This is a genomic window from Microbacterium aurantiacum, assembly GCF_002872075.1.
Taxonomy (GTDB): domain Bacteria; phylum Actinomycetota; class Actinomycetes; order Actinomycetales; family Microbacteriaceae; genus Microbacterium; species Microbacterium aurantiacum_A.
The window spans coordinates 153,954-178,730 of the sequence record NZ_PGGU01000005.1 but is presented as its reverse complement, the minus strand read 5'-3'; the positions used below and the strand labels follow the sequence as shown (position 1 = coordinate 178,730).

Annotated in this window: 25 protein-coding genes and 1 tRNA gene; 7 read left to right on the top strand and 19 right to left on the bottom strand. The window is 67.8% G+C overall.

What is annotated here, in order from left to right; translation table 11 throughout:
• Window positions 1–6 precede the first annotated feature (6 nt).
• Together CUR96_RS03820 and CUR96_RS03815 are read left to right on the top strand one after the other, a co-directional pair.
• The gene (locus tag CUR96_RS03820) at window positions 7–645 is read left to right on the top strand and encodes an MBL fold metallo-hydrolase (RefSeq protein ID WP_102191956.1); all 639 of its coding nucleotides are present in this window, start codon (window positions 7–9) and stop codon (window positions 643–645) included.
• A complete protein-coding gene (locus CUR96_RS03815) occupies window positions 642–1,199 on the top strand; it encodes a GNAT family N-acetyltransferase (protein WP_348639562.1) in 558 nt (185 codons plus the stop codon). Before CUR96_RS03820 ends, CUR96_RS03815 begins: the two co-directional genes overlap by 4 nt.
• Here CUR96_RS03815 and pepN read toward each other — a convergent pair.
• The gene (gene pepN / locus CUR96_RS03810) at window positions 1,177–3,657 is read right to left on the bottom strand and encodes an aminopeptidase N (RefSeq protein WP_102191955.1); all 2,481 of its coding nucleotides are present in this window, start codon (window positions 3,655–3,657) and stop codon (window positions 1,177–1,179) included. The two genes, CUR96_RS03815 and pepN, sit on opposite strands and share 23 nt — an antisense overlap.
• Before the next feature lie 57 nt (window positions 3,658–3,714).
• Window positions 3,715–4,674, bottom strand: coding sequence for a DNA topoisomerase IB (locus CUR96_RS03805; protein WP_102192255.1), 960 nt, complete (start codon window positions 4,672–4,674; stop codon window positions 3,715–3,717).
• A gap of 214 nt (window positions 4,675–4,888) precedes the next feature.
• On the opposite strand from CUR96_RS03805, the gene CUR96_RS03800 reads away from it, so the two are divergent.
• Window positions 4,889–5,251, top strand: coding sequence for a hypothetical protein (locus tag CUR96_RS03800; RefSeq protein WP_102191954.1), 363 nt, complete (start codon window positions 4,889–4,891; stop codon window positions 5,249–5,251).
• A gap of 117 nt (window positions 5,252–5,368) precedes the next feature.
• The gene (locus tag CUR96_RS03795; protein ID WP_102191953.1) at window positions 5,369–5,965 is read left to right on the top strand and encodes an SRPBCC family protein; all 597 of its coding nucleotides are present in this window, start codon (window positions 5,369–5,371) and stop codon (window positions 5,963–5,965) included.
• A 45-nt stretch (window positions 5,966–6,010) separates the two neighbouring features.
• On the opposite strand, the gene CUR96_RS03790 is transcribed toward CUR96_RS03795, so the two are convergent.
• Window positions 6,011–7,297, bottom strand: coding sequence for an MFS transporter (locus tag CUR96_RS03790; RefSeq protein ID WP_102191952.1), 1,287 nt, complete (start codon window positions 7,295–7,297; stop codon window positions 6,011–6,013).
• A gap of 72 nt (window positions 7,298–7,369) precedes the next feature.
• Complete coding sequence (locus CUR96_RS03785) at window positions 7,370–7,768, bottom strand: VOC family protein (RefSeq protein ID WP_102191951.1); 399 nt, start codon at window positions 7,766–7,768, stop codon at window positions 7,370–7,372.
• A 49-nt stretch (window positions 7,769–7,817) separates the two neighbouring features.
• Between CUR96_RS03785 and CUR96_RS03780 the strand changes: the two genes are divergently transcribed.
• Complete coding sequence (locus tag CUR96_RS03780) at window positions 7,818–8,573, top strand: hypothetical protein (RefSeq protein WP_102191950.1); 756 nt, start codon at window positions 7,818–7,820, stop codon at window positions 8,571–8,573.
• A gap of 22 nt (window positions 8,574–8,595) precedes the next feature.
• On the opposite strand, the gene CUR96_RS03775 is transcribed toward CUR96_RS03780, so the two are convergent.
• The 9 genes from CUR96_RS03775 to CUR96_RS03735 form a co-directional block, all read right to left on the bottom strand.
• Window positions 8,596–8,949 (bottom strand): hypothetical protein, encoded by a 354-nt coding sequence (locus CUR96_RS03775; RefSeq protein ID WP_102191949.1) that lies wholly within the window; start codon window positions 8,947–8,949, stop codon window positions 8,596–8,598.
• Window positions 8,950–9,138: 189 nt separating this feature from the next.
• Window positions 9,139–9,210, bottom strand: a tRNA-Gln gene (locus CUR96_RS03770).
• A 95-nt stretch (window positions 9,211–9,305) separates the two neighbouring features.
• Window positions 9,306–10,811 carry a glutamate--tRNA ligase gene (gene gltX / locus CUR96_RS03765; protein ID WP_102191948.1) on the bottom strand — a complete coding sequence of 502 codons (1,506 nt, stop codon included), beginning with the start codon at window positions 10,809–10,811 and terminating at the stop codon, window positions 9,306–9,308.
• A gap of 61 nt (window positions 10,812–10,872) precedes the next feature.
• Window positions 10,873–11,637, bottom strand: a complete 765-nt coding sequence (locus tag CUR96_RS03760; RefSeq protein ID WP_102191947.1) for a class I SAM-dependent methyltransferase — start codon at window positions 11,635–11,637, stop codon at window positions 10,873–10,875.
• Window positions 11,634–12,893: an MFS transporter gene (locus CUR96_RS03755; RefSeq protein WP_102191946.1), complete on the bottom strand. Its 1,260-nt coding sequence runs from the start codon at window positions 12,891–12,893 to the stop codon at window positions 11,634–11,636. The genes CUR96_RS03760 and CUR96_RS03755 overlap by 4 nt, the downstream gene beginning before the upstream one ends.
• Window positions 12,890–13,666, bottom strand: coding sequence for a fumarylacetoacetate hydrolase family protein (locus CUR96_RS03750; RefSeq protein ID WP_102191945.1), 777 nt, complete (start codon window positions 13,664–13,666; stop codon window positions 12,890–12,892). Before CUR96_RS03750 ends, CUR96_RS03755 begins: the two co-directional genes overlap by 4 nt.
• Before the next feature lie 17 nt (window positions 13,667–13,683).
• Window positions 13,684–14,784: a branched-chain amino acid aminotransferase gene (locus CUR96_RS03745; protein WP_102192254.1), complete on the bottom strand. Its 1,101-nt coding sequence runs from the start codon at window positions 14,782–14,784 to the stop codon at window positions 13,684–13,686.
• 93 nt (window positions 14,785–14,877) lie between these two features.
• Window positions 14,878–15,924, bottom strand: a complete 1,047-nt coding sequence (locus tag CUR96_RS03740) for a 3-isopropylmalate dehydrogenase (protein WP_102191944.1) — start codon at window positions 15,922–15,924, stop codon at window positions 14,878–14,880.
• A gap of 64 nt (window positions 15,925–15,988) precedes the next feature.
• Window positions 15,989–17,536, bottom strand: coding sequence for an MFS transporter (locus CUR96_RS03735; RefSeq protein ID WP_102191943.1), 1,548 nt, complete (start codon window positions 17,534–17,536; stop codon window positions 15,989–15,991).
• Between the two features lie 93 nt (window positions 17,537–17,629).
• Here CUR96_RS03735 and CUR96_RS03730 point away from each other — a divergent pair, with 93 nt between their 5' ends.
• Window positions 17,630–18,172, top strand: coding sequence for a TetR/AcrR family transcriptional regulator (locus CUR96_RS03730; RefSeq protein WP_102191942.1), 543 nt, complete (start codon window positions 17,630–17,632; stop codon window positions 18,170–18,172).
• Window positions 18,173–18,213: 41 nt separating this feature from the next.
• Here CUR96_RS03730 and serA read toward each other — a convergent pair whose 3' ends face one another.
• The 3 genes from serA to CUR96_RS03715 form a co-directional block, all read right to left on the bottom strand.
• Entirely contained in the window at window positions 18,214–19,818 is a 1,605-nt protein-coding gene (gene serA / locus CUR96_RS03725) for a phosphoglycerate dehydrogenase (protein ID WP_102191941.1), read from the bottom strand.
• 121 nt (window positions 19,819–19,939) lie between these two features.
• The gene (locus CUR96_RS03720; RefSeq protein ID WP_102191940.1) at window positions 19,940–20,299 is read right to left on the bottom strand and encodes a hypothetical protein; all 360 of its coding nucleotides are present in this window, start codon (window positions 20,297–20,299) and stop codon (window positions 19,940–19,942) included.
• A complete protein-coding gene (locus tag CUR96_RS03715; protein ID WP_102192253.1) occupies window positions 20,296–20,754 on the bottom strand; it encodes a hypothetical protein in 459 nt (152 codons plus the stop codon). Before CUR96_RS03715 ends, CUR96_RS03720 begins: the two co-directional genes overlap by 4 nt.
• A gap of 58 nt (window positions 20,755–20,812) precedes the next feature.
• Between CUR96_RS03715 and CUR96_RS03710 the strand changes: the two genes are divergently transcribed.
• The gene (locus CUR96_RS03710; protein WP_245861073.1) at window positions 20,813–21,793 is read left to right on the top strand and encodes a hypothetical protein; all 981 of its coding nucleotides are present in this window, start codon (window positions 20,813–20,815) and stop codon (window positions 21,791–21,793) included.
• A 23-nt stretch (window positions 21,794–21,816) separates the two neighbouring features.
• Here CUR96_RS03710 and CUR96_RS03705 read toward each other — a convergent pair whose 3' ends face one another.
• The 3 genes from CUR96_RS03705 to ilvN all read right to left on the bottom strand — a co-directional run bounded on the left by CUR96_RS03705 (window position 21,817) and on the right by ilvN (window position 24,776).
• Window positions 21,817–23,079, bottom strand: coding sequence for an alpha-L-fucosidase (locus CUR96_RS03705; RefSeq protein ID WP_102191939.1), 1,263 nt, complete (start codon window positions 23,077–23,079; stop codon window positions 21,817–21,819).
• A 96-nt stretch (window positions 23,080–23,175) separates the two neighbouring features.
• On the bottom strand, window positions 23,176–24,204 hold the full coding sequence (gene ilvC, locus CUR96_RS03700; protein ID WP_102191938.1) for a ketol-acid reductoisomerase: 1,029 nt from the start codon (window positions 24,202–24,204) through the stop codon (window positions 23,176–23,178).
• A gap of 62 nt (window positions 24,205–24,266) precedes the next feature.
• On the bottom strand, window positions 24,267–24,776 hold the full coding sequence (gene ilvN, locus CUR96_RS03695; protein WP_102191937.1) for an acetolactate synthase small subunit: 510 nt from the start codon (window positions 24,774–24,776) through the stop codon (window positions 24,267–24,269).
• Window position 24,777: the final 1 nt, after the last annotated feature.

The following is a 24,777-nucleotide window of genomic DNA, read 5'->3' as shown; positions in this document are numbered from 1 at the left end:
CTTCACATGCGCGTCACGAAGTACGAACATGCCTGCCTCCGCATCGAAAGGGCCGAGGAGACCCTGCTGATCGATCCGGGGTCGTTCACGACACCGGTCAGCGATCTCGGAAACGTCGTCGGACTGGTCATCACGCACGAGCATCCGGACCATTGGACGCCGGAGCATCTGGACCGCATCCTCCGCGGAGCCCCCGGTACCCCGATCTTCGCGCCGGCCGGTGTGGCGCGCGCCGCGGACGGATACGAGATCACCGTCGTGGCGCCCGGCGACATCGTCGAGGTCGGCGGTTTCAAGTTGCGCTTCTTCGGCGGCGAGCACGCGATCATCCACTCGTCCCTGCCCATGATCGACAACCTCGGCGTTCTCGTGAACGAGAAGCTCTACTACCCGGGTGACTCCTACGCCGTGCCCGCAGGCGTCGAGATCGACACCCTCGCCGCGCCGCTCGGCGCGCCCTGGCTCCGCATCGGCGACGCGATGGACTTCGTCCTCGCCGTATCGCCGCGCCGGGCGTTCGGCACCCACGACATGACTCTCTCCGTCATCGGCAAGGGGATGCACCGCCAGCGCCTGCAGTGGGCGACGGAGCAGGGATCCGGCGAGTTCTTGGCGCTGGAACCCGGCGATACCCTGGACCTGTGACCGCCCGTCGACTGCTCCCCTCGCCCACGCGCCGCCTTCGATTCCGGGAGATGGTCGACGAGGATCTCGACGACATGGCGGCGATGCTGGGCGATCCGGACGTCATGGCCTTCTACCCCGCTCCGAAGACCCGCGAGGAGAGCGCGGACTGGATCGCGCGGAACCGGCAGCGCTACGCAGAGCACGGTCACGGCCTGTGGATCGTCGAGTCGTACGACGGCGAGTTCATCGGGGGCTGCGGGATCACGTGGCAGTCCTACAACGACACACCGGTGCTCGAGGTCGGATATCAGGTGCGCGCGACGATGCAGCGTCGCGGCTACGCGACCGAGGCGGCGCGCGCCTGTGTCGACCTGGTGCGGAGCGATCTCGCACCGACGCTCTTGACCGCGATCATCCACCCCGAGAACATCGCGTCTCGCCGGGTCGCCGAGAAGCTCGGTATGACGCACATCGCCGACGACCACGCGCATCCGTGGATCGTCCGCACGGTCATGGGCATGCAGGTCGAGCCGGTGCCCACGGTCGCCGTCAGTGCGCCGCCCGGACTCTGAGTTCGCGCGCGAGGCCGTCACGCTGCTCGATGACGAGGCGGCGCAGAGCAGCCGGCGCCGCCGCGTGATCCTCGAGCCAGGCATCCACCAGGTCCAGTGAATCCGTGGCGGGGAAGAGCCCCACCACGAGGCGTCTGGCCAGTTCGATGCTGCGCACGTGCCAGGCTTCTTCGATCCTGACGAAGTACTCCGCGTCGAACCCCGCAATCAGGTCACGGCGCCCACCTGCCCGGAACCCGGCGATCTCCGCATCCAGGTGGTCGTTGCTGAGAGTGGGATCGTTCCATGCCGCGTCCCATGCGGCCGCACGGACGCCGGCTTCCGGGCGTGACGCGAGGGCCCGCCGTGCGGCGGTGCGGCCGGTCGCGGTATCGTCACGGCTCTGCTCGTCGGCGACGACCTCGGACGTGGCGCGGCCCGTTGTGGCCAGTGCGGTGACCAGTTGCCAGCGCAGATCGGGATCGACGATCAGTCCTTCCGGCGCCCGCCCGGAGAGCAGGGCGCGCACGTCGCTCTCACGCGAGTCGTCGTAGGCGGACGCCGCAGCGAACGCGCGAGCCCAGGACAGCTGCGCGTCGCTCCCCGCCTCGGCGTTCCGGAGAGCAGCCCAGGTCGCCTCCGTCCACAACCGCTGCTCATCGACGCGCGACTCATCGCGAACGAAACGTCGCACGGCGAACGCCGCGTTGCCGAGGACTCCCACCAGCAGCCCGATGCTCGATTCGCGTGGCGCGTGGTCGCGCACGATGGCGAGATAGCGGCCGGCCGGGAGCTCGCCGTCGCGAGTGGAATTCCACAGCGATGACCAGACCAGGGCACGCGCCAGGGGGTCCTCGATACCGGAGAGCGACTCCTCCACGCACGCCAGCGAACGCTCGTCGAGGCGCACCTTCGCGTAGGTGAGGTCGTCGTCGTTCACGAGGATGAGGTCCGCATCCGGGAGATCCACCGGGGTCCGCTCGTCTGTGAGGTCCATGGAGATCTGGTTCCGCCGGACCACGCGCCCATCCGTCTGCGTGTACAGGCCGATTCGCAACCGGTGCGGACGCGGATCGCTCTGCACGAGGATCCGCCGGCCGTCGTGGTCGGTCTCCAGCCCGATCGTCGACATTCCTGTCGTCTCCAGCCACGCCCGCGACCATGTGCGCATGTCGCGTCCGGACACGGCGTTCAGCTCGGCCAGCAGGTCTTCCAGCGTGGTATCGCCGAACGCGTGAGCCGCGAAGTAACGGCGGGCTCCTTCGAAGAAGGCGTCCTCGCCGACGAAGGCGACGAGTTGCTTGAGGACGGCCGCCCCCTTGGCGTAGGTGATGCCGTCGAAGTTGAGCTTCGCGGCTTCGAGGTCGGGGATGTCGGCGACGATCGGGTGCGTCGTCGGCAGCTGATCCTGCTGGTAGGCCCAGGCCTTGCGGTTGGCGGCGAACTTGGCCCACGCATCCGTGTAGCGGGTCGCCGCCGCCGAGGCATGCGAACCCATGTAGTCGGCGAAGGACTCCTTCAGCCACAGGTCGTCCCACCAGCGCATCGTGACGAGATCGCCGAACCACATATGCGCCATCTCGTGCAGGATCGTGTTCGCCCGGCTGGCGCGTTGCGCGTCGGTCGCTGCGCCTCGGGACAGATAGGCCTCGGTGAAGGTGACCAGGCCCGGATTCTCCATCGCGCCCAGGTTGTATTCGGGAACGAAGATCTGGTCGTACTTCCCCCACGGGTACGCGTAGGCGAAGGCATCCGTGAAGAAATCGAGCCCCTGGCGGGTGACCTCGAGGATCTCGTCGGACTCCAGGTGCTCTGCCAGAGATCTGCGGGCGAAGACGCCCAATGCGATGTGCTGATCGTCGCGCCGCCACTCCCCTTCGACCCGCACGTACGGGCCGGCCGCGACGGCGGTGATGTAGCTGGAGATCGGCAGCGTCGGCGCGAACTCGATGCGCTGCGCGCCGGCGCGCAGGTCGACGGTCACCGGTGACTGATTTGACAGCACCTCCCAGCCTGCCGGGGCCTCGATGACGAAGGTGTAGGCGGCCTTCATGTCGGGCTGCTCGAAGCATGCCATCACCCGCCGGGAGTCGGCCGGCTCGTACTGCGTGTACAGGTAGGTCTCATCATCGGCTGGATCGCGGAAACGGTGCAGCCCCTCGCCGGAGCGGCTGTATGCCCCGATCGCCTCGACGCGCACGACGTTGTGGGGCTCGAGTCCGGTCAGCGCGATGCGCGCCCCGTCGTAGTCGATGCTCCGCTCGACACCGTTGACGATGACGCGATCGACGGACTCGCCGATGAAGTCGAGCCAGGTCGCCGCCACGGTGGTGTCGAACTCCAGCGTCGTGATCGTCGGGAAGTTGCTGCGAGCATGCTCAGGCGCTCCGGTCAGATCCAGTTCGACCCGGATGCTGCGCAGGGTGACCGCTGCGGATCGCGCCGCGGTCTCCTCCCTGGTGAGATTCGCTGAGTTCATGCCTCCATCGTTTCATGGCCGGTTCAGGACCACGGACCGTCAGCATCCGCTTCACCCTCAGCAGAGGAGCCGGCGGATCGCCGTCTCCGGAGACACGGTCAGGTCCAGCATCCGGCCGCGGGCGTACTCGCGGAAGACGCGCGGATCGATGTAGCTGCCGCGAGCGACGGCGGTGGTGTTGCCCAACGCCGACGCGGTCGCCTGCACAGCCAGGCGCTCTGCTCTGCGCCGTTCGCGCACCGTGCCGAGCCGGCCGATCCGCGCCAGCGCGTCGGCCGCGAGGATCGTGCCGTGCAGAGTCCGGAAGTCCTTCGCTGTGAAGGAGCCGCCTGTGACCTCGCGCAGGTAGGCGTTGACCTCGCCGGGGGTGATCCTGACTCGTCGCCTCCCCCGCAGGTACGCCAGCAGGGGCGCCCGGTCCGGACCCGCCGCAAGGTCGGAGAGTGCGTCCGCGAGGACAGGATCGGTGATCTCGATGCTGGCTCGGCGTCCGCTCTTCGCAGGAAATGAGAGCGAGACGGTCGATCCGTCCACCCTGACGTCGCGCCGCCGCAGCGTGGTGAGCCCGCGACTCCCGTGTCGCACGAGATACCGCTCAGAACCGATGCGGAGCGCCGCATCATCCAGCAGGCGGAACGCGGTCGCCAGGACGCGACTGCGAGACGCCTCCTGCTCGCGCAACGCGCGGGTGACCCTGGCACGCGCGGCAGGCAGTGCCTCGGCAAGGGCCAGCGCCCTGCCGAACTTGCGCCGATCGCGACGGACACGCCAGAGCGGATGGTAGAGGTACTGGCGGCGCCCGGCTTCATCCACTCCGACCGCCTGGATGTGCGCGAGCGGTTCGGCGGCTATCCACACGTCCTGCCACGCCGGCGGGATCGCCAGGTCGTGGATGCGTTCGCGGTCACCGTCGCCGACCGGGCGGCCCGCGTCATCGAGGTAACGGAATCCCCGACCTGAGCGGACGCGCCGGAAACCCGCCTCCTGGCCGGGAACCACACGAACCAACGATGCCATCATCCCTGATTCCTCTCTCGCCCGCGGCAGCCCTGCTGCCATCGAGCCCACGATGCCGGGACGCCCCGCGCCGATGGAAGGGGGTGGTGCCCATCCGGCGGCCGGTGCTATGCCCGGGGCGGCCTATACCCGAACGCGCCCCTTGTCCAGGGACTTCTCCTCGTGCGTGCGGCAGGTCGAAGCTCAAGGCACGGCCCGAAGAAGGAGGCTGGCGATGATTCATGGCCCGGTGAGGAGCAATGCCGGCGCGGCCCGTGACGCGACACGCGTGCGGAACCAGCCGGCGCTGATGACGTCCTCCGGAACGATCTGGATCGTCGTCGGCGCAGTATTCGCCGTGATCTGCCTGATCCCGCTCGTGGGCATCGTCGCCACCGGGCGAGCATCGGGCGCGGTGGCGATGGCCACGATCGTGCTCATGGTCGCCTTGTACGCGGCGATGGTCGCGGTGCGTCTCTCGGCATCGCCCGGCCTGCGACGCCTGCAGCGGATGGCGATCTGTTTCCTGGCGATGGCAGCGGTCACCCTGATCGGCATGATCTGCTGCGTCCTCATCCAGTGGGGCGCACCGTCGTGACCACCGTTGCCCGCTCGCCATAGTCCGCGTCCGCCCGATGAGCAACCCCCTCTCCGCCCTTGCGTATGCCGCTTACCGTGACTGAGTCACAGAGGTGACCCGACGGAAGGAGTCAAGATGAGCAACACCATCACATCGGACATCGAAGTGGACGTGCCGATCCGTACGGCCTACGAGCAGTGGACGCAGTTCGAGTCGTTCCCGGAGTACCTCAGCGGTGTCGAGGACGTGACGCAGCTGGATGACACGACCACCCACTGGATCGTCAATATCGGCGGAGTGCGCCGCGAATTCGACGCCCGCATCGTGGACCAGGTTCCCGACGACCACGTCGTGTGGCGCAGCCTGAACGAAGTCGCCCACGAGGGACGCGTCTCATTTCGACCTGATCCCGAGGGCGGCACCCACGTCGAGCTCAGCATGAAGTGGGAACCCGAGGGTTTCGTCGAGAAGGCGGGAGCTGCGCTGCACATCGATGACATGGTCGTGAAACGCGACCTCCAACGATTCAAGGAGTTCATCGAGGAGCGTCACACTCCGACCGGCGCTTGGCGTGGCGAGATCCACGGCGGTACCACCACCGACACCGCGGCGACGCCCTCGAGCGGCACGGCAAGCGATGCGACCGTGAGCCCCACGACCCCATCGGCGTCGGGAATACCGCAGGCCCCCCGGGATGACGTGCGCGGAGACGACCCCGACCTGCGCGTCTGAGCACCCCTCTCTGTGACGCTCCGAGCTCGGGGCCTCACAGGGGGCTCAGGGCTCCGGCGCCGGTGAGGTGTCCTGATCGACCGCGACCGGGGTGATCTCCGGTTGCTCGCCGTTCGCCGATGCCGGAACGACGCGCTCGAGAACGATCGCGAGAACGCCGACCCCGAGGGCTCCGGCGACCATCACCGCGATGAACCAGGCGTCCAGTCCCGCTCCCAGCAGCAGGCCGGCCGCGAGCGGACCGGTGATGGCGCCGCCCTGGAAGGCCGCTGAATTGATGGCGTTGTACCGGCCTCGGGTGCTGTCTGACGCGAGATCGTTGTAGATCGCGGGAACCGTCGGCTGCAGCATGGTCTCTCCGAAGGCGAAGACTCCCATGAACGCGAGGACCCCGATCGCCGCTGCCAGAGAGTCAGGGAGGAAGCCGGTCGCTCCGAGCACCACCCACGAGAGCGCCCAGATCAGGGCCATCACCTGCATGACCCTGGTCCGGCGTCTGCCGGAGATGAATCGGAGAACCGCGAACTGCAGCAGCACGATGACGGCGGTGTTCACGGCGAACGACAGTCCGACGACACGCGTCGAGACCTCGGCCACCTGTCGGGCGAAGGCGGGGAACCCGGCCTCCATCTGCCCGTAGCCGATGAACACGGCCAGGAATGTCAGCACGGTGAGCCACAGCACGGCCGGGCGCCGCAGGATCTCGCGATACCCGCCTGCCGGCGCTGCCCCTTCCTCCGCTTCCGCTTGAGTGCGCACGTTGCGCAGCGGACCGAGGAGGAGAGCGAGCGGGATGAGCGAGCTCGCGGCGTCGATGAGGAAGATCGCGGTGAATGTGCCGGGATCGGTGACATCGACGAAGAACCCGCCGATGATCCCGCCGACGCCGATGCCGAGATTCACCAACGCGAAGTTCACGCCGAAGTACTGCTGACGGACCTCGCCGTCGACGACCGTCGCGATGAGGGCGTTGAAGCCGGGCCACGACACCCCGAAGTTGATGCCGATGAGAACCACGGCGATCGCCGCGACCGCCGGATGGGATGCGAAGGCCAGCAGTGAGCAGCCCGCGATCATGGCGACAAGACCGGCGAGCAGCACCCTGCGGGCACCGTATCGGTCGATGAGCGTGCCGCCAGGGCCGGTGACGATGAGGCCGGTGATCGCGATGAGGCTCATCAGCGCACCCGAGAGGCCGAGATCGAAACCGCGCACCTCGTGGAAATAGATGATCGTGAACGGCAGGGTCATCCCGCGCCCGAGAGTCTGGATCGCCACCGTCGACAGCAGCCAACGGCCCTCGGTGGGCAGGGAATTCCAGAACGTCTTCATACCGGGCACCCCTTCATTCTCCCGGATGGCGCCGACATCGGCGTCGCGCCGACGACGAGGGTCAGAACCGCGTCAGCCGAGTTCCTCGAACACGGTGATCTGCAGGTTTCCCGGCGCAGCGAGCCGCGCGTTGAGCGAATTCCATGGCGTTCGCGTCGGCGGTGCGATCTCCACGGCCCCGGCCGCGACCATGTCCGACGTCGTGGCGGCGGTGTCGACGACCTCGAACGCCACGCGCATACGCGGGCTCACACGACGTCCGACCTCGACCTCGTCGATGAGGTCGACCTGTTCAGGCGTGCTCAACTCGAGCGTCGCCCGTCCGACGTCGAGAATCGTCACACGCGCGCCGTCTCCGCTGTCGATGAACAGCTCCTCCGGAGCACCGAGCACGTCGCGATAGAAGGCGACGGCGTCGTCGTAGTCCGCGGCCTCGAGCACCAGCCGCATCTGCAGCACCCTTCCGCCCATCGATCGTCCTCGTGTTTCCGGCTCGGTCCACTTCTGAGATCATCACAGTATGCCTGTGTCATTCGACGAGTTCCACGCCGCGCTGCTGCACGCCGAGACGCGAGACGCTCTGGGCGTCTGGATGTCGGATGCCCAGGCGCAGCACGTCCATGCAGATGATCAGCTCACCCGTTCGCATTACGCGCACTGGCTCGCCGCGAATCCTCAGCCGGTCTTCGCCGCCGGCGGCGAACACGACTTCTTCCCGACGGAGCCGCTCGGCGATGCCGTCTCGGCGCCGGTCGCGCATCCTTCTTCCGGAGCCGCCACCAGGAGCAGGAACACCGGGCTGTGGGTGCTGCTGTCGACCTTCGGAGCGTTGATCCTGATCGCCCTGACGGTCGTTGTCATCGCCTTCACGACGGCGCACCACTGGACCAAAGTCGACGTCCCCGAGCAGCCGGAGACGTTCCACAGCGAGGAGTACGAGACCGGTCTGTACGACGTCACCATGGACGCGGTGAACCCCTGCTGGGTGGACCAGCCGTGGGCGGACTGCACCAACGCGATGGTCGCCCAGTACAACGCGGCGTGCGCCGATGTCGAGCTCACGGTGAGCGCGACATCGCTCTGCGAGGACTATCTCGCGTCGATCGATGAGATGAAGGCAGCCGGCACGGACGGCGTCGTCGCCAGCCTCGGCACCTACGGGCACCTGCACCGCACGGCGGAGATGTCAACCCGCGAGGTGTCGAACGACGACTACCGCCCCGCGGTCACACATGAGGCCGTCTGCTATCTCGGCTTCATCGGCGAGTGCGAGTAGCGCCTTCCGGCACGGTCGTCCTTCACCCGGATTTCTCGTCGATCGCAGTGAGCAGGTCCTTGAGCGCCTTCTCGATCTCTGCATGATCGTATTGACCGGCCCGGCTCTCGCCCGAGATCACGGCGCACCGATGCAGCTTCCTGAAGTCGCCGTACGGGAAGCTGTAACGGCCTTTCGTCCCCTCGTTCTCGTCGGTGTCCTCCCCCAGGTGCCACAACGCGAACTCGCTCATGCCGTGATCATCGATGAACGCGTTCTCGTCCTGCGTGCTGGGCGCATGTTCGCTCCAGTCGTCGCGCACGTCCGCGACGACCTCACCGCGTCGCAGAAGACCTCGCGCATGGGAGAGCGCGTCTTGATTCAGGGTGATGGCCATCTCGGCTCCTTTCCGACCGCCGTGGACGGCGGCATCGCAAGGAGGATGTCTCTGCGGAGCGGGAAGAGCAAAGGGGCTGGCGAGTGTCGTGACGCCCTGCTAGTCAGCTGGCGCGCAAACCACGGCTATCGAGAGATGGGGCCAGCCGGGTACAAGAAAACCCCCGCCTGAGCGGGGGTTTCGATCTTGCTGGGGTACCTGGACTCGAACCAAGAACAACGGAACCAGAAACCGCCGTGTTGCCAATTACACCATACCCCAAGGGCGAAAACGCGTCTCGCACCGAGAGTCAAGCCTACCCGAGCGGCGGCCGGAACACCAAAACAGCCGGATTCCGCCGCCGCTCGGGCGCGTCGTCAGACCCCGCGGAGTTCCGCGAGGGCACGTAGGCGTCGAAGCGACTCGTCCTTGCCGATGAGCTCCATCGACTCGAACAGAGGCGGAGAGATGCGGCGCCCCGTGATCGCGACGCGCGGCGGACCGTAGGCGATGCGCGGCTTCAGTTCGAGCTTTTCTACGAGCGCGACGGCGAGAGCATCCTGGATCGCTGCCGGGGTGAAGTCTTCCAGGGGCTCGAGCGCGGCGACGCACGCTTCCAGCACCTCGGCGGCGTTCGCCGGCAGCCCCTTCAGGGCGTCGGCCTCGTAGGTGATCTCGTCGGTGAACAGGAAGCCGAGCATCCCCGGGACCTCCCCGAGAAGCTGTACGCGCTCCTGCACGAGCGGCGCGGCCCGGAAGGCGAGCACGAGCTGCTCGTGGGTGGGTTCGTCGAACAGCCCGGCCGCAGCGAGGTACGGGATGCTTCGCTCGGCGAAATCCTTCACGTCGAGCATCCGGATGTGGTCGCCGTTGATCGACTCGGCCTTCTTCTGATCGAAGCGCGCCGGGTTCGGGTTCACGTTCACGATGTCGAATGCGGCGGTGAACTCCTCGAGGGAGAAGACGTCGCGGTCGTGACCGATCGACCAGCCGAGAAGTGCCAGATAGTTCAGCAGCCCCTCGTGGATGAACCCGCGCTCGCGGTGCAGGAACAGATCGGCCTGCGGGTCGCGCTTGGAGAGCTTCTTGTTGCCGGTCTCCCCCAGCACGAGCGGCATGTGGGCAAACCGCGGCACGAACGTGGTGACATCGGCCTCGATGAGCGCGGCGTACAGTGCGAGCTGGCGCGCGGTCGACGGCATCAGGTCTTCACCGCGCAGCACGTGCGTGATGCCCATCAGCGCATCGTCGACCGGGTTGACGAAGGTGTACAGCGGCACGCCGTTCGGCCGCACGACGACGAAGTCCGGGAAGGACCCGGCGGGGAAAGTGACCTCGCCGCGGATGAGGTCGACGTAGGTGAGGTCCTCGTCGGGCACCCGCAGGCGCAGTGCGGGCTGACGGCCCTCGGCACGGAACGCCGCCTTCTGCTCGTCGGTGAGGTCGCGGTCGAAGTTGTCGTAGCCGAGCTGCTTCGCGCGCCCGTTGGCCTCGTTGCGGGCGTCGATCTCCTCCGCGTTCGAGTAGCTCTCGTACAGAGCGCCGGACTCGACGAGCTTGTCGATCACGCCCCGGTAGATGTCATGACGCTGCGACTGACGGTACGGCGCGTGCGGACCTCCGACCTCGACGCCCTCGTCCCAGTCGATCTTCAGCCAGCTGAGCGCGTCGACGAGCTGGCGGAAGCTCTCCTCGCTGTCACGGGCGGCATCGGTGTCCTCGATCCGGAAGATCATCTTGCCGCCGTTGTGGCGGGCGTAGGCCCAGTTGTACAACGCCGTGCGCACCATGCCGACATGCGGCAGGCCCGTCGGCGAAGGGCAGAAGCGAACGCGGACGTCGGCGCCGCTTGCGGTCGTGGTGAGGGGGTGAGGGGTAGCCATAGCCCTCCAATCCTACGGCGCGTTGCCTCCGCGCCGATTCGCCTCGGAACGCCCGGACGCCTCAGCCGCGATGACCCGACGCGATGGCGGCGGTGTGCGGCAGGGCCACGACCCCGTCGACCGCGCGCTCGGCGCACAGTTCGTCGAACGCGCCACGGAAGCGGCGTCGACCCGATTCGTCGAGAGCCCGGTAGAACGCGCCGGCGGATGCCACACCGCCCTCGGCGGAGGCCCACAGCGCGGCCGGCTCCGCCTGCCACGTCCAGGTGAGCTCCGATACGACGACCTCGCGCCAGCCGCCGTCGCGGAGCATCCCGGCGAATCCCTCCGCATCGCGTTCGAAGTCCTTCTCCGGGGCGAGCCGCTCCCCCGCGGCGGGAAGGAGTCCCGCCCTCTCGCAGACTTCACGCCACAACCAGGACGGCGACCGCACCCAGATGGACGCCGCCACGAGGTCGGCGCTCACCCGGGCGAGCTCTCGCGCCGAGCGCCGCGGATCGTCCACGTGGTTGAGCACGAAATTCGCCGTCACGGCATCGAACTCCGCTTCGCCGAACGGCAGGACAGGAAGCGCGCCGTGGACGAACGGGACCTCCGGGTGCGCCCGCGCGGCGACCGCCCGCATCGTCGATTCCGGCTCGCAACCCGTCACATCCCATCCGCGCGCTGTGAAGTGCGCAGCGAGGAGCCCGGTGCCCGCCCCGACATCGAGGAGCGATCTGCCGCGGCCCGATCCGAGTTCCGCTGCGAGAGCATCGCTGGTTCCCGCGCAGAGTGCCGCGTATGAAGCCGCGTAGGCTTCGCCGACACCCGCCCATGCCCTCATCTCATCCCGCGGCGCGCCAACGGCGAAAGGACGACGATCGCGATGACGATCACGAACCCGGCGGCCCCCAGTCCGGCGTACTGGAAGTTGGCGAGGATCACGCCGGCGAGCACCGCCCCGGCCGCCGCCGACAGGCTCATCAACGAGTCGCTGCGGCCCTGACGGGCGGTGCGCACGTCGGAGGCGCTCGCCTCGGTGAGCAGCGCCGCACCGGCGACCGTCGCGGCGCTCCAGCCGAGCCCGAGCAGGACCAGCGCGATCATGACCCCGGCCGGCGAGGCGTTCGCGAAGACGGCGAAGCCCAGCGCCCCTGCCAGCAGCAGCTGACCCAGCAGCACCACGCGCAGACGGCCCCAGCGATCGGCGAGGATGCCGAACACCGGCGAGAGCGCGAACATGCCGCCGACATGGAGCGCGATGGTCACGCCGACCAGCAGCGAGACATCTTCTGAAGAGGCGTGCCCGCCGTGAGCGGCGTGCGCCATATGCGCGAGATGCACCGGGGTCATCGCCATCACCGACGCCATCACGACGTGGGAACCGGCGACGGCGAAGATCGCGTAGCGAGCGGCGAGCGGACGATCGGCGACCACCTGCCCTGTGGCTTCGGCTGCCGCCTTCGCGATCCTCTGCGCGACGAGCAGCGGGTCCGGCCGCAGCGCGACGAGGTACAGCAGCAGCGCCGCGCATTGCGCCACGAAGGAGAACACGTACGATCCGGTGAGCGGCGGCATCCCGATCGCGCCGCCCACGATCTCCCCGGGGCCGAGCAGCAGCGGGCCGGCGACTCCCCCCACCGTCGTCGCCCACACCACGACGGACAGGTCACGACCGCGGTGCAGGGGCGCGGCGAGGTCGGTGGCGGCGAAGCGCGATTGAAGGTTGCCCGCGTTTCCCGCGCCGATCATCAGGATGCCGACGAGCAGCAATGGGAACACGCGCAGTGCCGCGGCGAGGATCACCACGACGATGCCCACGAGCGCGAAGAGGTTGCCGAGGGTGAGCGCCCGACGACGGCCGACGCGGGCGGCGAGCTTCGCCAGCGGTATCGCGCAGACCGCCGCTCCGAGAGTCACCGACGCCGTGGCCAGCCCCGACAACGCGTCGTTGCCCGAGAGGTCGGCGGCCAGCAGCGCGCCGAGCGAGACCGTCGCCCCGAAGGCGATGCCGCCGAGCACCTGCCCGATCGACAGCACCAGCACCGTCCGGCGCTGCACCGCCGCCTGCTGCTGCTCCGTCAGGGCGGCGACGCTCATGACGCGGGCGGTGCGTCGCGCACGGAACTGCGCAGGACGCCGAGACCGGTGATCTCGACCTCGACGGTGTCACCGGCCTCGAACGTGCCGACGCCCGCCGGCGTGCCGGTGAGGATCACGTCGCCGGGCAGCAGGGTGAAGACGGCCGAGGCGTACTCGATGATCGCCGGAACCGAATGGATCATGTCGGTGAGCGGAGCATGCTGACGCACTTCGCCGTTGACCCGGGTCTCGATGGTGGCGGATGCCGGGTCGAAATCGGTCTCGATCACCGGGCCGAGGGGGCAGAACGTGTCGAAGCCCTTGGCCCTCGCCCACTGGCCGTCCTTGCGCTGCAGGTCGCGCGCGGTCACATCGTTGCCGATCGTGTAGCCGAGGACGTAGTCCAGGGCATCCGCCGCCTTCACGTTCTTCGCGATGCGTCCGATCACCACCGCCAGCTCGCCCTCGTACTCGGTGCGCTCCGACAGAGTCGGACGCACGATCGCGTCGCCGGGGCCGATCACCGAGGTGTTCGGCTTGAGGAACAGCAACGGCTCCTCCGGCGCCACTCCCCCCATCTCGGCGGCATGATCGTGATAGTTCTTGCCGACGCAGACGACCTTCGACCGCGGGATGACCGGGGCCAGCAGCACCGCATCCGCGAACGGCACGCGTTCGCCGGTCGTCTCGTATCCGGCGAAAAGGGGGTCGCCGGCGAGGACGACCAGATCCTTCTCGTCGAGGATTCCGTAGGTGATGGCTTCGTTGTGGCTGAACCGGGAGATCTTCACCCGTCCAGCCTAGAACCTCACGCGTCCAGACGGACCAGCCAGCCGTGCTTGTCCTCACGGCGGCCGTACTGGATGTCGGTGAGCTCTTCGCGCAACGAGAGCGCGAGCTCGCCGATGGGCTGCTCCTCGTCGAAGCCCTCGCCGACGAGGGCACCGATCGGCGTGACGACGGCGGCAGTGCCGCAGGCGAACACCTCGACGATGTCGCCGGAAGCGACGCCCTCACGCCACTCGTCGATCGAGATCGGGCGCTTCTCGACGGTGTAACCGCGATCTTCGGCGAGCTGCAGGAGGGAGTCGCGGGTGATGCCCTCGAGGATGCTGTCGGACTGAGGCGTGACCACGCGGCCGTCCTTGAACACGAACACGACGTTCATGCCGCCGAGCTCCTCGACATTGCGATTCTCGTCGAGGAACACCACCTGGTCGCAGCCCCGGGCACTCGCCTCGGCCTGCGGCAGCAGGCTGGAGGCATAGTTGCCGCCGGTCTTCGCCTTCCCCGTGCCGCCGCGGCCGGCACGGGCGTAGTCCTCGGAGAGCCAGATACGCACCGGCTTCACGCCGCCGGAGAAGTACGCGCCGGCGGGGCTGGCGATCACGTAGTACGCGACCTTCTGGGCGGCCCGGACGCCGAGGAAGGCCTCCTTCGCGAACATGAAGGGCCGCAGGTACAGACTCTGATCGACACCCGACGGCACCCAGCGGCCGTCGACGGCGATGAGCTCGCGCAGCGACTGGATGAAGTACTCGGTCGGGAGTTCCGGAAGCGCCAGGCGGCGGGCGCTCGCCTGCAGCCGGGCCGCGTTGCGATCGGGACGGAACGTGTGGATCGAGCCGTCCGCGTGCCGGTACGCCTTGATGCCCTCGAAGATCTCCTGGCCGTAGTGCAGAACGGACGCCGCCGGGTCGAGCGGGATCGGGCCATAGGGCTGCACGCGCGGCCGGTGCCATCCGCCCTTCGCCGACCAGCAGATGTCGACCATGTGATCGGTGAAATTGGTGCCGAAGCCGGGATTCTCCAGCACCTCCGCAAGGCGTGCGGGCGCCGCCGCCTGCAGGTTCTTCATCACGGTGAACTCGAGCGGCGCCACGGCCGTCTGTGCGTCGATGGTCGTCATGTCGTCATCCATTCCTTGTGCGTGGGCGCTCCGTCGCGCCGTTTCAGCCTACGCCTGAACCGCGGATGAGCGCCGCGGTTCCGGGCCGCTCGGTCAGAGCAGGGCGGTAATCGCGGAGCCGATCTCCGACGTGGTGCGCGGCTCGCTGTCGCGGGCGGCGATGTCGGCCTCGACGGCCGCGCTGACCCGTGCGGACTCCGCTGGGAGGCCGAGGTGATCGAGCAGCAGCGCGACAGAGAGGATCGCGGCGGTCGGGTCCGCCTTCTGCTGACCGGCGATGTCGGGAGCAGAGCCGTGCACGGGCTCGAACATCGAGGGGAACGTGCCGTCCGGATTGATGTTGCCGGAGGCCGCGAGCCCGATGCCGCCCGTGACGGCACCGGCGAGGTCGGTGAGGATGTCTCCGAAGAGGTTGTCCGTGACGATGACATCGAAGCGCGAGGGTGCGGTGACGAGGAAGATCGTCGCGGCGTCCACGTGCAGGTAGTCGACAGCCACGTCCGGATGCTCGGCGGCGACCTCGTTCACGACGCGCTGCCAGATGCCGCCCGCGTGCACGAGCACGTTGGTCTTGTGCACGAGGGTGAGCTTCTTGCGGCGGCGTTCGGCCAGGTCGAACGCGTAGCGGACGACGCGCTCGACGCCGAACGCGGTGTTCACCGACGTCTCGTTGGCGATCTCGTGCGGGGTCCCCTTGCGGATCGTGCCCCCATTGCCGACGTACGGCCCCTCGGTGCCCTCGCGGACGACGACGAAATCGATCTCTCCGGGGTCCGCGAGGGGTCCTGGAGCGCCGGCGAACAGCTTCGACGGACGGAGATTCACGTAGTGGTCGAGGGTGAAGCGCAACTTCAGGAGCAGCCCTCGTTCGATGTTCGCGTCCTTCAGGCGGACGTCGCCGGGGGTGCCGCCGACGGCGCCGAGGAGGATCGCGTCGTGCGCGGCGATCGACTCGAGGTCGCCGTCCGTCAGGGTGTCGCCGGTCTCGAGGAAGCGGGCGGCGCCGAGTGAGAAACGGGTCTTGTCGAAAGTGACATCGCTGCCTGCGGTGACGGCGGCGAGCACCTTCTCCGCTTCGGTGACGACCTCAGGGCCGATGCCGTCACCCGGGATGACGGCCAGCTTCACGACACGCGACATGACACTCCTTGCATCGGGATCGCCCGCGATCCGGCGCGGTGCGGGCGTGCATCCAGCGTACTGGTCAGTGCATACGACCCGAGCGCAGTGTGACGGCGGCGATCGCTCCGGCCGCGACGACGAGTCCGGCGCCGATCAACGACGTCACGGTCACGCCGGAACCGAAGGCGGTGGCGGCCGCGCTCCAGAGCGCGTCGCCGAGCTGCGCGGGCAGCTCCTGCGCCGCCGTGTACGCGCCCGCCAGCGTCTCTCGCGCGGCATCCAGCGCCTCCGTCGGCAGTCCGTCGGGCAGCACCAGCGCGCCGCGGTAGAAGGCGGTGATGATGCCGCCGAGGACCGCCGTGCCGAGCACCGCGCCCAGTTCGTACGCCGTCTCGGAGACCGCACTGGCGGCTCCCGCCTTCTCGGCGGGCGCGCTGGAGAGGATCAGCTCGTTCGAGATGGTCTCCGCGGCGCCGATCCCGATCCCGAGCACCACGAACGCGACCACCAGCGGCACGACGCCGTGCTCGTGCGAGGTGAACGCCACGATCAGGTACCCCACGACCGAGAACACCAGCGCCGACGGAACCAGCACGTGCGGCGGCACCCGACGAGAGATGGGCACGACGGTGAGACCGGCGATGATCATGGCGACCATGCCAGGCACGAGCGCGAACCCGGCCGTCATCGGCGACAGTCCCAGCACCAACTGCAGGTGCTGCGAGACGAAATAGAGGAAGCCGACCAGGGCGACGACGCTGAGCAGATTCACCAGGATCGCGCCCGAGAACGAGCCTCGACGGAACAGTGCCATATCCAGCATCGGGACCTCGGCCCGCAGCTGACGACGCACGAAGAGTGCACCGAGTACGATCCCCAGCAGCGTCCAGACGCCGGCCAGGAGCGTCGGTCCGTCGACGGCGAGGGACTTGATCGCGTAGACGATCGGGACCAGTGCGCCCATCGACAGCAGGATGCTGATCGGGTCGATTCGGCCCGGGTTCGGGTCGCGGCTCTCCGGCACGAGCAGCGGCGCCGCGATGAGCAGCGGGACGAGCACCGGCACCGCGATCAGGAAGACCGATCCCCAGCCGTAGTGCTCGAGCAGGAAGCCGCCGACGATCGGACCGAGTGCGGCACCGGCGGAGAAAGCCGAAGCCCAGACGGCGATCGCCATGCGCCGCTGATCGCGGTTGCGGAAGATCGAACGCAGCAGCGAAAGCGTGGAGGGCATCAGCATCGCGCCGAAGAAGCCGAGCAGCGCGCGCGCAGCGATGAGCAGTCCGGCGGTGGGCGCGAAGGCGGCCAGCGCCGACACCGCGGCGAAGCCGGTCGCACCGATGAGCAGCATCCGCCTCCTTCCGAACCTGTCGCCGAGAGTGCCCATCGTGACGAGGAGCCCGGCCAGGACGAGCGGGTACGCGTCGATGATCCACAACTGCTCGGCTCCGGTGGGGCCGAGCGCGATGGAGATCTCGGGCAGTGCGAAGCTCAGCACCGTGTTGTCCACCGAGACCAGCAGCACCGGCAGCATGAGGACGACGAGTGCCGCCCAACCGCGCGCACCGGCTCGCGGAGCATCCGTCTCGACTTCGCCGTCTACCGTGGGAATCGACGCCGTGCGCGTCATGGAACACCTCTCAGGATCATGCGACGGGTTACTGAACCGTCCAGCTGGTACAGTAACAGAGTCCGCAGAGCTTTTCCCGAGAGAAGGACCCTGATGCCCCGACCGCCGCTCGCGCGCGAACGCGTCCTCGATGCCTTCGAGGCTCTTGTCATCGCCGATGGTGAGCGGGCGGCGACGCTGGACGCCACGGCGAAGGCCGCCGGTGTCTCCAAAGGCGGCCTGCTGTACCACTTCGGATCGAAGGAAGAGCTCACCGCCGGGATGCTCGAGCGCTTGGACGCGCTCACGACGGCCGACCTGGAACGCATGTCGACGGCCGCGGAAGGTCCGGTCGCGTACTACGTGCGCACCTCGGTGATGGAGGATGACGCGCTGGATCGCGCCCTCATCGCCACGTCGCGGCTGGCTCAGGCCGGATCACCGGCGGCAGCCGAGGCGCTCCGGGACGTCCGCAGACGCTGGGCGGACCAGATCCGGCCCCATGTCCGCGACAACGCGAGTCTCGATCTCGTGATGCTCGTCAGCGACGGTCTCTACTTCAACAACTCGCTCGACGTGCACGGCCCCGAGCGACTCATCCCGAACGGCGACGAGCTCAGAGATCTCATCGACCTGGTACTGCGGGCCACTGCCTGAACAAGGAGGGCTCGCGGCTCATCCGCTCGCCCTCCCCCGTCTCACGCTTCGGTGATCTCGATCTGACGGAACAGGTCCGCGTCGATCGCGCTCTGCACGTCGTCGAGGAGCTCGTCGGAGACCGGCGAATCGAGGGTGAGGATGCTCAGTGCCTGAGCTCCGGCCGCCTGGCGGGCGATCTGCATGCCGGCGATGTTGATGCCGGCCTGGCCGAACTTCTGTCCGTAGACGGCCACGATGCCCGGGCGGTCCGTGTACAGCATCACGACGTGGTGCTTCTCGATCGGAAGCTCGACCGCGTGATCGTTGATGCCGACGAGCTTCTCGATCTGCTTGGGACCGGTCAGGGTGCCGGACACCGACAGCTGGGAGCCGTCGGAGAGCGCTCCGCGCAGTGTGATGACATTGCGGTACTCGTCGCTCACGTCGTCCTGGATGAGGCGGACCGCGACGCCGCGCTGCTCCGCCAGCAGCGGTGCGTTCACGTACGAGACCGTCTCGCTGACGATGTTCGTGAAGACGCCCTTGAGGGCGGCGAGCCTGAGCACGCTGACGTCGTAGTCGTTGAGTTCACCGTGCACCTCGACGTCGAGGCTGGTCAGCGGCGACGTCGCGAGCGCGGCGAAGATCTGACCGAGCTTCTCGACGAGGGAGATCCCGGGCCTCACGTACGGGTCGATGACGCCGCCCGCGACGTTCACCGCGTCGGGCACGAGGTCTCCGCCGAGGGCCAGGCGCACGGAGCGGGCGACCGAGACGCCGGCCTTCTCCTGCGCCTCCTCGGTGCTCGCCCCGAGGTGCGGGGTCACGACGACGTTCGGCAGGTCGAGCAGCGCGCGGGCGGAACCGCCTTCGGCCGGCGGCTCAGAGGTGAACACGTCGAGTCCGGCACCGGCGATCTCGCCGGCGACGAGCGCCCCGTGCAGGGCGACCTCGTCGATCAGTCCACCGCGGGCGACGTTCACGACGAACGCGGTCGGCTTCATCGCCGTGAACTGCTCGGCCCCGAGCATGCCCGTGGTCTCCGGCGTCTTCGGCATGTGAATGGTGATGAAGTCCGACTCGGCGACGAGCTCGTCCAGCGAGAGCAGCTGCACTCCGAGCTGCTGAGCGCGTGCGGAGGTGACGTAGGGGTCGTAGGCGACGACGCGCATGTCGAACGCGGCGAGGCGCGCGGCGACGAGGGCGCCGATGCGGCCGAGACCGATGATGCCGACGGTCTTCTCGAAGAGCTCGGCACCGGTGAAGGAGCTGCGCTTCCATGCGCCGGCTGACAGCGAGGCGTGGGCGGCGGGGATGCGACGGGCGAGGCTGAGGATGTGGCCGACCGTGAGTTCCGCGGCCGAGACGATGTTCGAGGTCGGCGCGTTGACGACCATCACGCCGGCCGTGGTCGCGGCCTTGATGTCGACGTTGTCGAGACCGACACCGGCGCGCGCGACGACCTTGAGCTTCGGCGCGTGGCTGAGCGCCTCCTCATCGATCTTCGTCGCCGAGCGGACGAGCACCGCATCCGATTCCGCGAGAGCGGAGAAGAGCGCCGCACGATCGGTGCCGTCGACCTTGCGGACCTCGAAGTCGGGGCCGAGAGCCTCGATCGTGGCGGGAGAGAGTTCTTCGGCGATGAGCACAACGGGCTTCGGCACAGTGGATCCTTCGGGGCAGCGCGACAGGCGGGAGGGGCCGATGCGCCGCACACCGTGGGGGCGCGATCGGTTTCAACTGTACCGGAGCAGCTCGGCGCACCCCGCCGTGTGACTTCCGGGGTCAGCGGGAGACGGTCACCAGTTCGTCCATGTTCAGCACGCTGTATCCGAGCAGGTTCAGCCAGAACACCGCCACCACGCCGAGTCCGGCGAGAAGCACCAGGGCGAGGTCGCCGACGTTGCGACGCCGTCCGATCGCGAGGGCGAGCGCGAAAACGATGATCGGGAACAGCACTCCGAACAGGAGCGTCACCCAGCCGATCACGGTCAGACCGCTCGGCAGGATCGAGACGAGATAGGCGACGGCGTTCCAGACGGCGTAGGAGTACAGCAGTCCGGCGGCGCCCACGACCGTCCAGATCAGCCAGCGGGGGCCCTCGCCGAACGCCGCCCCCTGCACGGATTCTCCTGCAGCACTCATGATCCGATCACTCCCACCGTCACGAAGGGCCATGGCACCAGCAGCACCACGCCGAGAAGAAGGACGAGCAGGCGGATCCAGGTCGCGCGTCCTCGCGTGAGGACCCACGTGGTGAGGAACCAGAGCGCAGGCGCCGCGATCGCCAGCACGAACCACGGCACGAACATCGCGTCCGCGACGATCAGAGAGGTCAGCGGCTTGAGCCGGAGTCCGCCGATGACCCAGCCGATCGTGTAGAGGAGGTAGATGCCCCCGACGATGCCGACCGTGAGGAGCATCGTGGTGCTCATCGGCGTCGGCGCCCCCGCCTGCGTGACGGTGCCGTCGTCTTCGAGCCGCCCGACCTCGGCGCTGCCCTTGCCGACGGCGTTCCATCCGCGCGGAAGCGCGGCGTCGCTCTTCGACGCCTCTTCGTCGCCCGCCCAGGCCAATGCGTCGTCGGAATCGGATGTCATGAGCACAGCGTAGAGCTTCCACTAAGCTCGGCGCTGTAACGATCGGGGAGGCAACAGCGTGGTTGAGAACAAGAAGAAGGCCGCCGGCCGCGAGCAGGCCGCGTCGAACGGCGGCACAGCCGCCGAACCGCCGGCGAACTGGACACCGACGGCCGAGGCGAAGTCGAAGGCGACCACGTTCCGTTGGGTCGCGATGGTCCTGTGGATCCTCGCGATCGCCGGTGAGGCGGTCGGCATCTTCTGGCTGCTGCGTCAGCGCGTCTTCGTGGGCGAGGACGGTACTCTTCTCCGCGACCCCGACACCGGTCTCATCGAGGAACGGGGCGTCACAGCGACCTTCCCGCAGTGGGCGTTCATCACGCTGCTCGTCCTGCTCGTCGTCATCGCGGCCCTGGCCATCACGGGCTCGTTCCTCTGGAAGAAGGCGAATCGCCTCGACCCGGCGAGGAAGTCGGACACGGTGCGCTTCTTCGTGCAGAACCAGCTCGGCGCGATCATCGCCATCATCGCGTTCGTGCCGCTGATCATCCTGATCTTCCTGAACAAGGACATGGACAAGGGCCAGAAGACGACAGCCGGCATCGTCGGCATCGTCCTGGCCGCTCTCGCGGTCGTGCTCGGCATCGACTTCAACCCGCCGTCCGTCGAGAAGTACACCGCGGACCAGTCCACCGTCATCCAGCTGCTCGGCAAAGACGAGGTCGTCTGGGTCGACGGCGGCTCCGTCTATCACGTCTGCGAAGAGGTGTCGGACATCCAGACCGGCAGCGAGAAGCGCACCGGAACGACGGCTCAGGCCATCGAGGCGGGCAAGACCCGTCTGACGCTGGAGTTCGCGTCCGAGTTGAAGACCTGCGGACTGGCTGTCCCGGAGAACTCGGCGGACATCGTCACCGCACTCCGGGCGATCCGCGATGGGCAGACGGACACGCTGCTGCCGGCGCCCGTCTGGGCCGACCCATCCGACGCCCCGATCGAGATCGAGGACGCTCCCGCCGCGGACGAGGCCCCCTCCGACGAGGAGACCCCGGCGGGGTAGCCGCTCCGATCTCTGCGGGCTTTTCAGTCCGTGAGAGTGAGTTCGATCACCGGGATGAGGACATCGGGACGCCGCACCGGCAGGTGGACGCTGAGCGTGCCGTCCGCTTGGCCGGCCGGTGTCATCAGGTCGGCTTCCTGTTCGGGGTCGGTGACACTCGTCCGCAGCCACGAGCCGTCGTTGAGGAGTCGTGCGTAGGACACCCGACCGGCGAGTCCCGGAAGGTGCACGACTCCCATCGGCCAGAAGAAGAGACTCAGATACAGGCGGTTGCCCCGACGCGTGTACACGCCCTCGCGCGGCGGGGTGAAAGGAGCATGCCCTGCCCCGATGACGGCATCCCGATGCAGCCGCATCCAGTCCGCGATCTCCGACAGGGTCTCCGCATCGCGTCGGGCGATCGCTCCGCGGCCGTCGGGCCCGACGTTGAGCAGCATGTTGCCGCCCATCGACACGGAATCCACCAGCATCTGCGTCAGCAGCGTGGCCGATTTCTGATCGGTGTTGTCACGGTGATACCCCCATGAGCCGTTCAACGTCTGGCAGGCCTCCCACACCAGCGGCAGCCCATCGCGAACGATCGGCGCGGTCGGCTGATACTGCTCGGGGGTGACGAAATCGGCCGGGATGCCGAGCCGGTCGTTGACCAGCATGTTCGGCTGCAGCTCCCGGCACAGCGCCAGTAGCGCCTCGGCGTCCCAGTCCTCAGGACCCTTGCCTGGCCACCCGTCCTTCTCGGCCGGGCTGGTGAAGTCGAAGAACAGGTAGTCGATGTCGCCGTATCCGGTGAGCAGCTCACGCACCTGGCCGTGCAGATATTCACGGTACACGGCCATGTCCCGCCCCGCGTCGACGGCGCGGGCATCGGCGTCGTCCCGGCGCGGATGGGTCCAGTCGAGGGTGAAGTGCGGATGATGCCAGTCGATGAGCGAATGGTAGAGACCGACTTTGAGCCCTTCGGCGCGCAGCGCCTCCACGTACTCGCGAACAAGGTCACGACGGGCCGAGGTGACGGAGGTGAAGTCCGTGAGATTCGAGTCCCACAGGCAGAAGCCGTCGTGATGCTTCGTCGTCAGCACCACGTAGCCCATCCCCGTCTCCTTCGCCGTGCGCGCGAGGGCACGCGCATCGAAGAGATCGGGGTCGAAATGCTCGAAGTACTGGCGGTAGTCGTCTTCGGTGAGACGCTCGAAGCTCTGCACCCACTCGTGCCGCGCTGCGGCGCTGTAGAGACCGAAATGCACGAACATGCCGAATCGCGCCTCGTCGAACCAGTCCTGTCGCATGGATTCATCCTAGCCAAAGACATCGGATGTATCCCGGAGGACATACGAGAAAGGGCGCCCCGCGAGGGACGCCCATTCTTGATTCAGATCTTGAGGTCAGCGCGCAGCGCTGCCGTCGACGTAGTCCTCGTCCTGCTGCTTCCACGCGAACAGAGCGCGCAGTTCCTTGCCGGTCGCCTCGATCGGGTGCGTCTCCTCCTTGGCACGCAGTGCCAGGAACTCCTCGCCGCCGTTGTCCTGGTCGTCGATGAAGCGCTTCGCGAACGCACCCGACTGGATGTCGGAGAGGATCGCCTTCATGGAGTCCTTGACCTCGGGGGTCACGACGCGCGGCCCGGAGACGTAGTCGCCGTACTCGGCGGTGTCGGAGACCGACCAGCGCTGCTTGGCGATGCCGCCCTCCCACATCAGGTCGACGATGAGCTTCAGCTCGTGCAGGACCTCGAAGTAGGCGATCTGCGGCTGGTAGCCCGCCTCGGTGAGGGTCTCGAAGCCGGCCTGCACGAGGTGGCTGACGCCGCCACAGAGAACGGCCTGCTCGCCGAACAGGTCGGTCTCGGTCTCTTCGGTGAAGGTCGTCTTGATGACACCGGCGCGGGTGCCGCCGATCGCCTTGGCGTAGGAGAGCGCGAGGTCCCAGGCGTGACCGGACGCATCGCGCTCGACGGCGATGATGTCCGGGATGCCACGTCCGGCGACGAACTCGCGTCGCACCGTGTGACCGGGAGCCTTCGGGGCCACGAGGATGACGTCGACGCCCTCGGGTGCGTCGATGTAGCCGAAGCGGATGTTGAAGCCGTGCGCGAACGCGAGCGTCTTGCCTGCGGTCAGCTTGTCCTTGATGGACTCGTTGAAGATCGTGCGCTGGTACTGGTCCGGCGCGAGGATCATGATGACGTCGGCCCACTCGGCGGCATCCGCCACCGTCTTGACGGGGAAGCCGGCCTCTTCGGCCTTCGCGGCGGACTTCGAGCCCTCCTTGAGGGCGATCGCGACCTCGACACCCGAGTCGCGCAGGTTCTGCGCGTGGGCGTGGCCCTGCGAGCCGTAGCCGACGATCGCGACCTTCTTGCCCTGGATCAGGGACAGGTCGGCGTCGGCGTCGTAGAAGATCTCGGTGCTCACTGTTTTTCTCCTTGATAGTGGTTCGTTCGGGACACGAAGGTCCCTGAGTTGATCGAAGTGGGTCAGCCGCGCAGGACGCGCTCGGTGATGCTCTTTCCGCCGCGGCCGATGGCGAGGAGACCGGACTGGGCGATCTCCTTGATGCCGAAGGGCTCGAGGGCCCGCAGGATCGCCTCGACCTTGCCCTTGTCGCCCGTGACCTCGACGACCAGGGCGTCGGGTGCGTAGTCGACCACCGAGGCGCGGAAGAGGTTCACGACCTCGATCACGTTCGAGCGGGTGGCGTTGTCGGTGCGCACCTTGACCAGCATGTGGTCACGCTGCACGGAGGAGGCCGGATCGAGCTCGACGATCTTGATGACGTTGATCAGCTTGTTCAGCTGCTTGGTCACCTGCTCGAGCGGAAGATCCTCGACATCGACGACGACGGTGATGCGGGAGATCCCCGGGACCTCGGTCACACCGACGGCGAGGGACTCGATGTTGAACCCGCGACGGGCGAAGAGCCCGGCGACGCGGGTGAGGAGGCCTGGCTTGTTCTCCACCAGCAGACTCAGCACGTGGGTCGACATG

What these genes read in the sequence shown, in the direction of transcription:
- CUR96_RS03820 (WP_102191956.1), top strand. Translation starts at nt 7, where the DNA reads ATGCGCGTCACGAAGTACGAACATGCCTGCCTCCGCATCGAAAGGGCC.
- pepN (WP_102191955.1), bottom strand. Translation starts at nt 3,657, where the DNA reads ATGAACTCAGCGAATCTCACCAGGGAGGAGACCGCGGCGCGATCCGCA.
- CUR96_RS03805 (WP_102192255.1), bottom strand. Translation starts at nt 4,674, where the DNA reads ATGGCATCGTTGGTTCGTGTGGTTCCCGGCCAGGAGGCGGGTTTCCGG.
- CUR96_RS03800 (WP_102191954.1), top strand. Translation starts at nt 4,889, where the DNA reads ATGATTCATGGCCCGGTGAGGAGCAATGCCGGCGCGGCCCGTGACGCG.
- CUR96_RS03795 (WP_102191953.1), top strand. Translation starts at nt 5,369, where the DNA reads ATGAGCAACACCATCACATCGGACATCGAAGTGGACGTGCCGATCCGT.
- CUR96_RS03790 (WP_102191952.1), bottom strand. Translation starts at nt 7,297, where the DNA reads ATGAAGACGTTCTGGAATTCCCTGCCCACCGAGGGCCGTTGGCTGCTG.
- CUR96_RS03785 (WP_102191951.1), bottom strand. Translation starts at nt 7,768, where the DNA reads ATGGGCGGAAGGGTGCTGCAGATGCGGCTGGTGCTCGAGGCCGCGGAC.
- CUR96_RS03780 (WP_102191950.1), top strand. Translation starts at nt 7,818, where the DNA reads ATGCCTGTGTCATTCGACGAGTTCCACGCCGCGCTGCTGCACGCCGAG.
- CUR96_RS03775 (WP_102191949.1), bottom strand. Translation starts at nt 8,949, where the DNA reads ATGGCCATCACCCTGAATCAAGACGCGCTCTCCCATGCGCGAGGTCTT.
- gltX (WP_102191948.1), bottom strand. Translation starts at nt 10,811, where the DNA reads ATGGCTACCCCTCACCCCCTCACCACGACCGCAAGCGGCGCCGACGTC.
- CUR96_RS03760 (WP_102191947.1), bottom strand. Translation starts at nt 11,637, where the DNA reads ATGAGGGCATGGGCGGGTGTCGGCGAAGCCTACGCGGCTTCATACGCG.
- CUR96_RS03755 (WP_102191946.1), bottom strand. Translation starts at nt 12,893, where the DNA reads ATGAGCGTCGCCGCCCTGACGGAGCAGCAGCAGGCGGCGGTGCAGCGC.
- CUR96_RS03745 (WP_102192254.1), bottom strand. Translation starts at nt 14,784, where the DNA reads ATGACGACCATCGACGCACAGACGGCCGTGGCGCCGCTCGAGTTCACC.
- CUR96_RS03740 (WP_102191944.1), bottom strand. Translation starts at nt 15,924, where the DNA reads ATGTCGCGTGTCGTGAAGCTGGCCGTCATCCCGGGTGACGGCATCGGC.
- CUR96_RS03735 (WP_102191943.1), bottom strand. Translation starts at nt 17,536, where the DNA reads ATGACGCGCACGGCGTCGATTCCCACGGTAGACGGCGAAGTCGAGACG.
- CUR96_RS03730 (WP_102191942.1), top strand. Translation starts at nt 17,630, where the DNA reads ATGCCCCGACCGCCGCTCGCGCGCGAACGCGTCCTCGATGCCTTCGAG.
- CUR96_RS03720 (WP_102191940.1), bottom strand. Translation starts at nt 20,299, where the DNA reads ATGAGTGCTGCAGGAGAATCCGTGCAGGGGGCGGCGTTCGGCGAGGGC.
- CUR96_RS03715 (WP_102192253.1), bottom strand. Translation starts at nt 20,754, where the DNA reads ATGACATCCGATTCCGACGACGCATTGGCCTGGGCGGGCGACGAAGAG.
- CUR96_RS03705 (WP_102191939.1), bottom strand. Translation starts at nt 23,079, where the DNA reads ATGCGACAGGACTGGTTCGACGAGGCGCGATTCGGCATGTTCGTGCAT.
- ilvN (WP_102191937.1), bottom strand. Translation starts at nt 24,776, where the DNA reads ATGTCGACCCACGTGCTGAGTCTGCTGGTGGAGAACAAGCCAGGCCTC.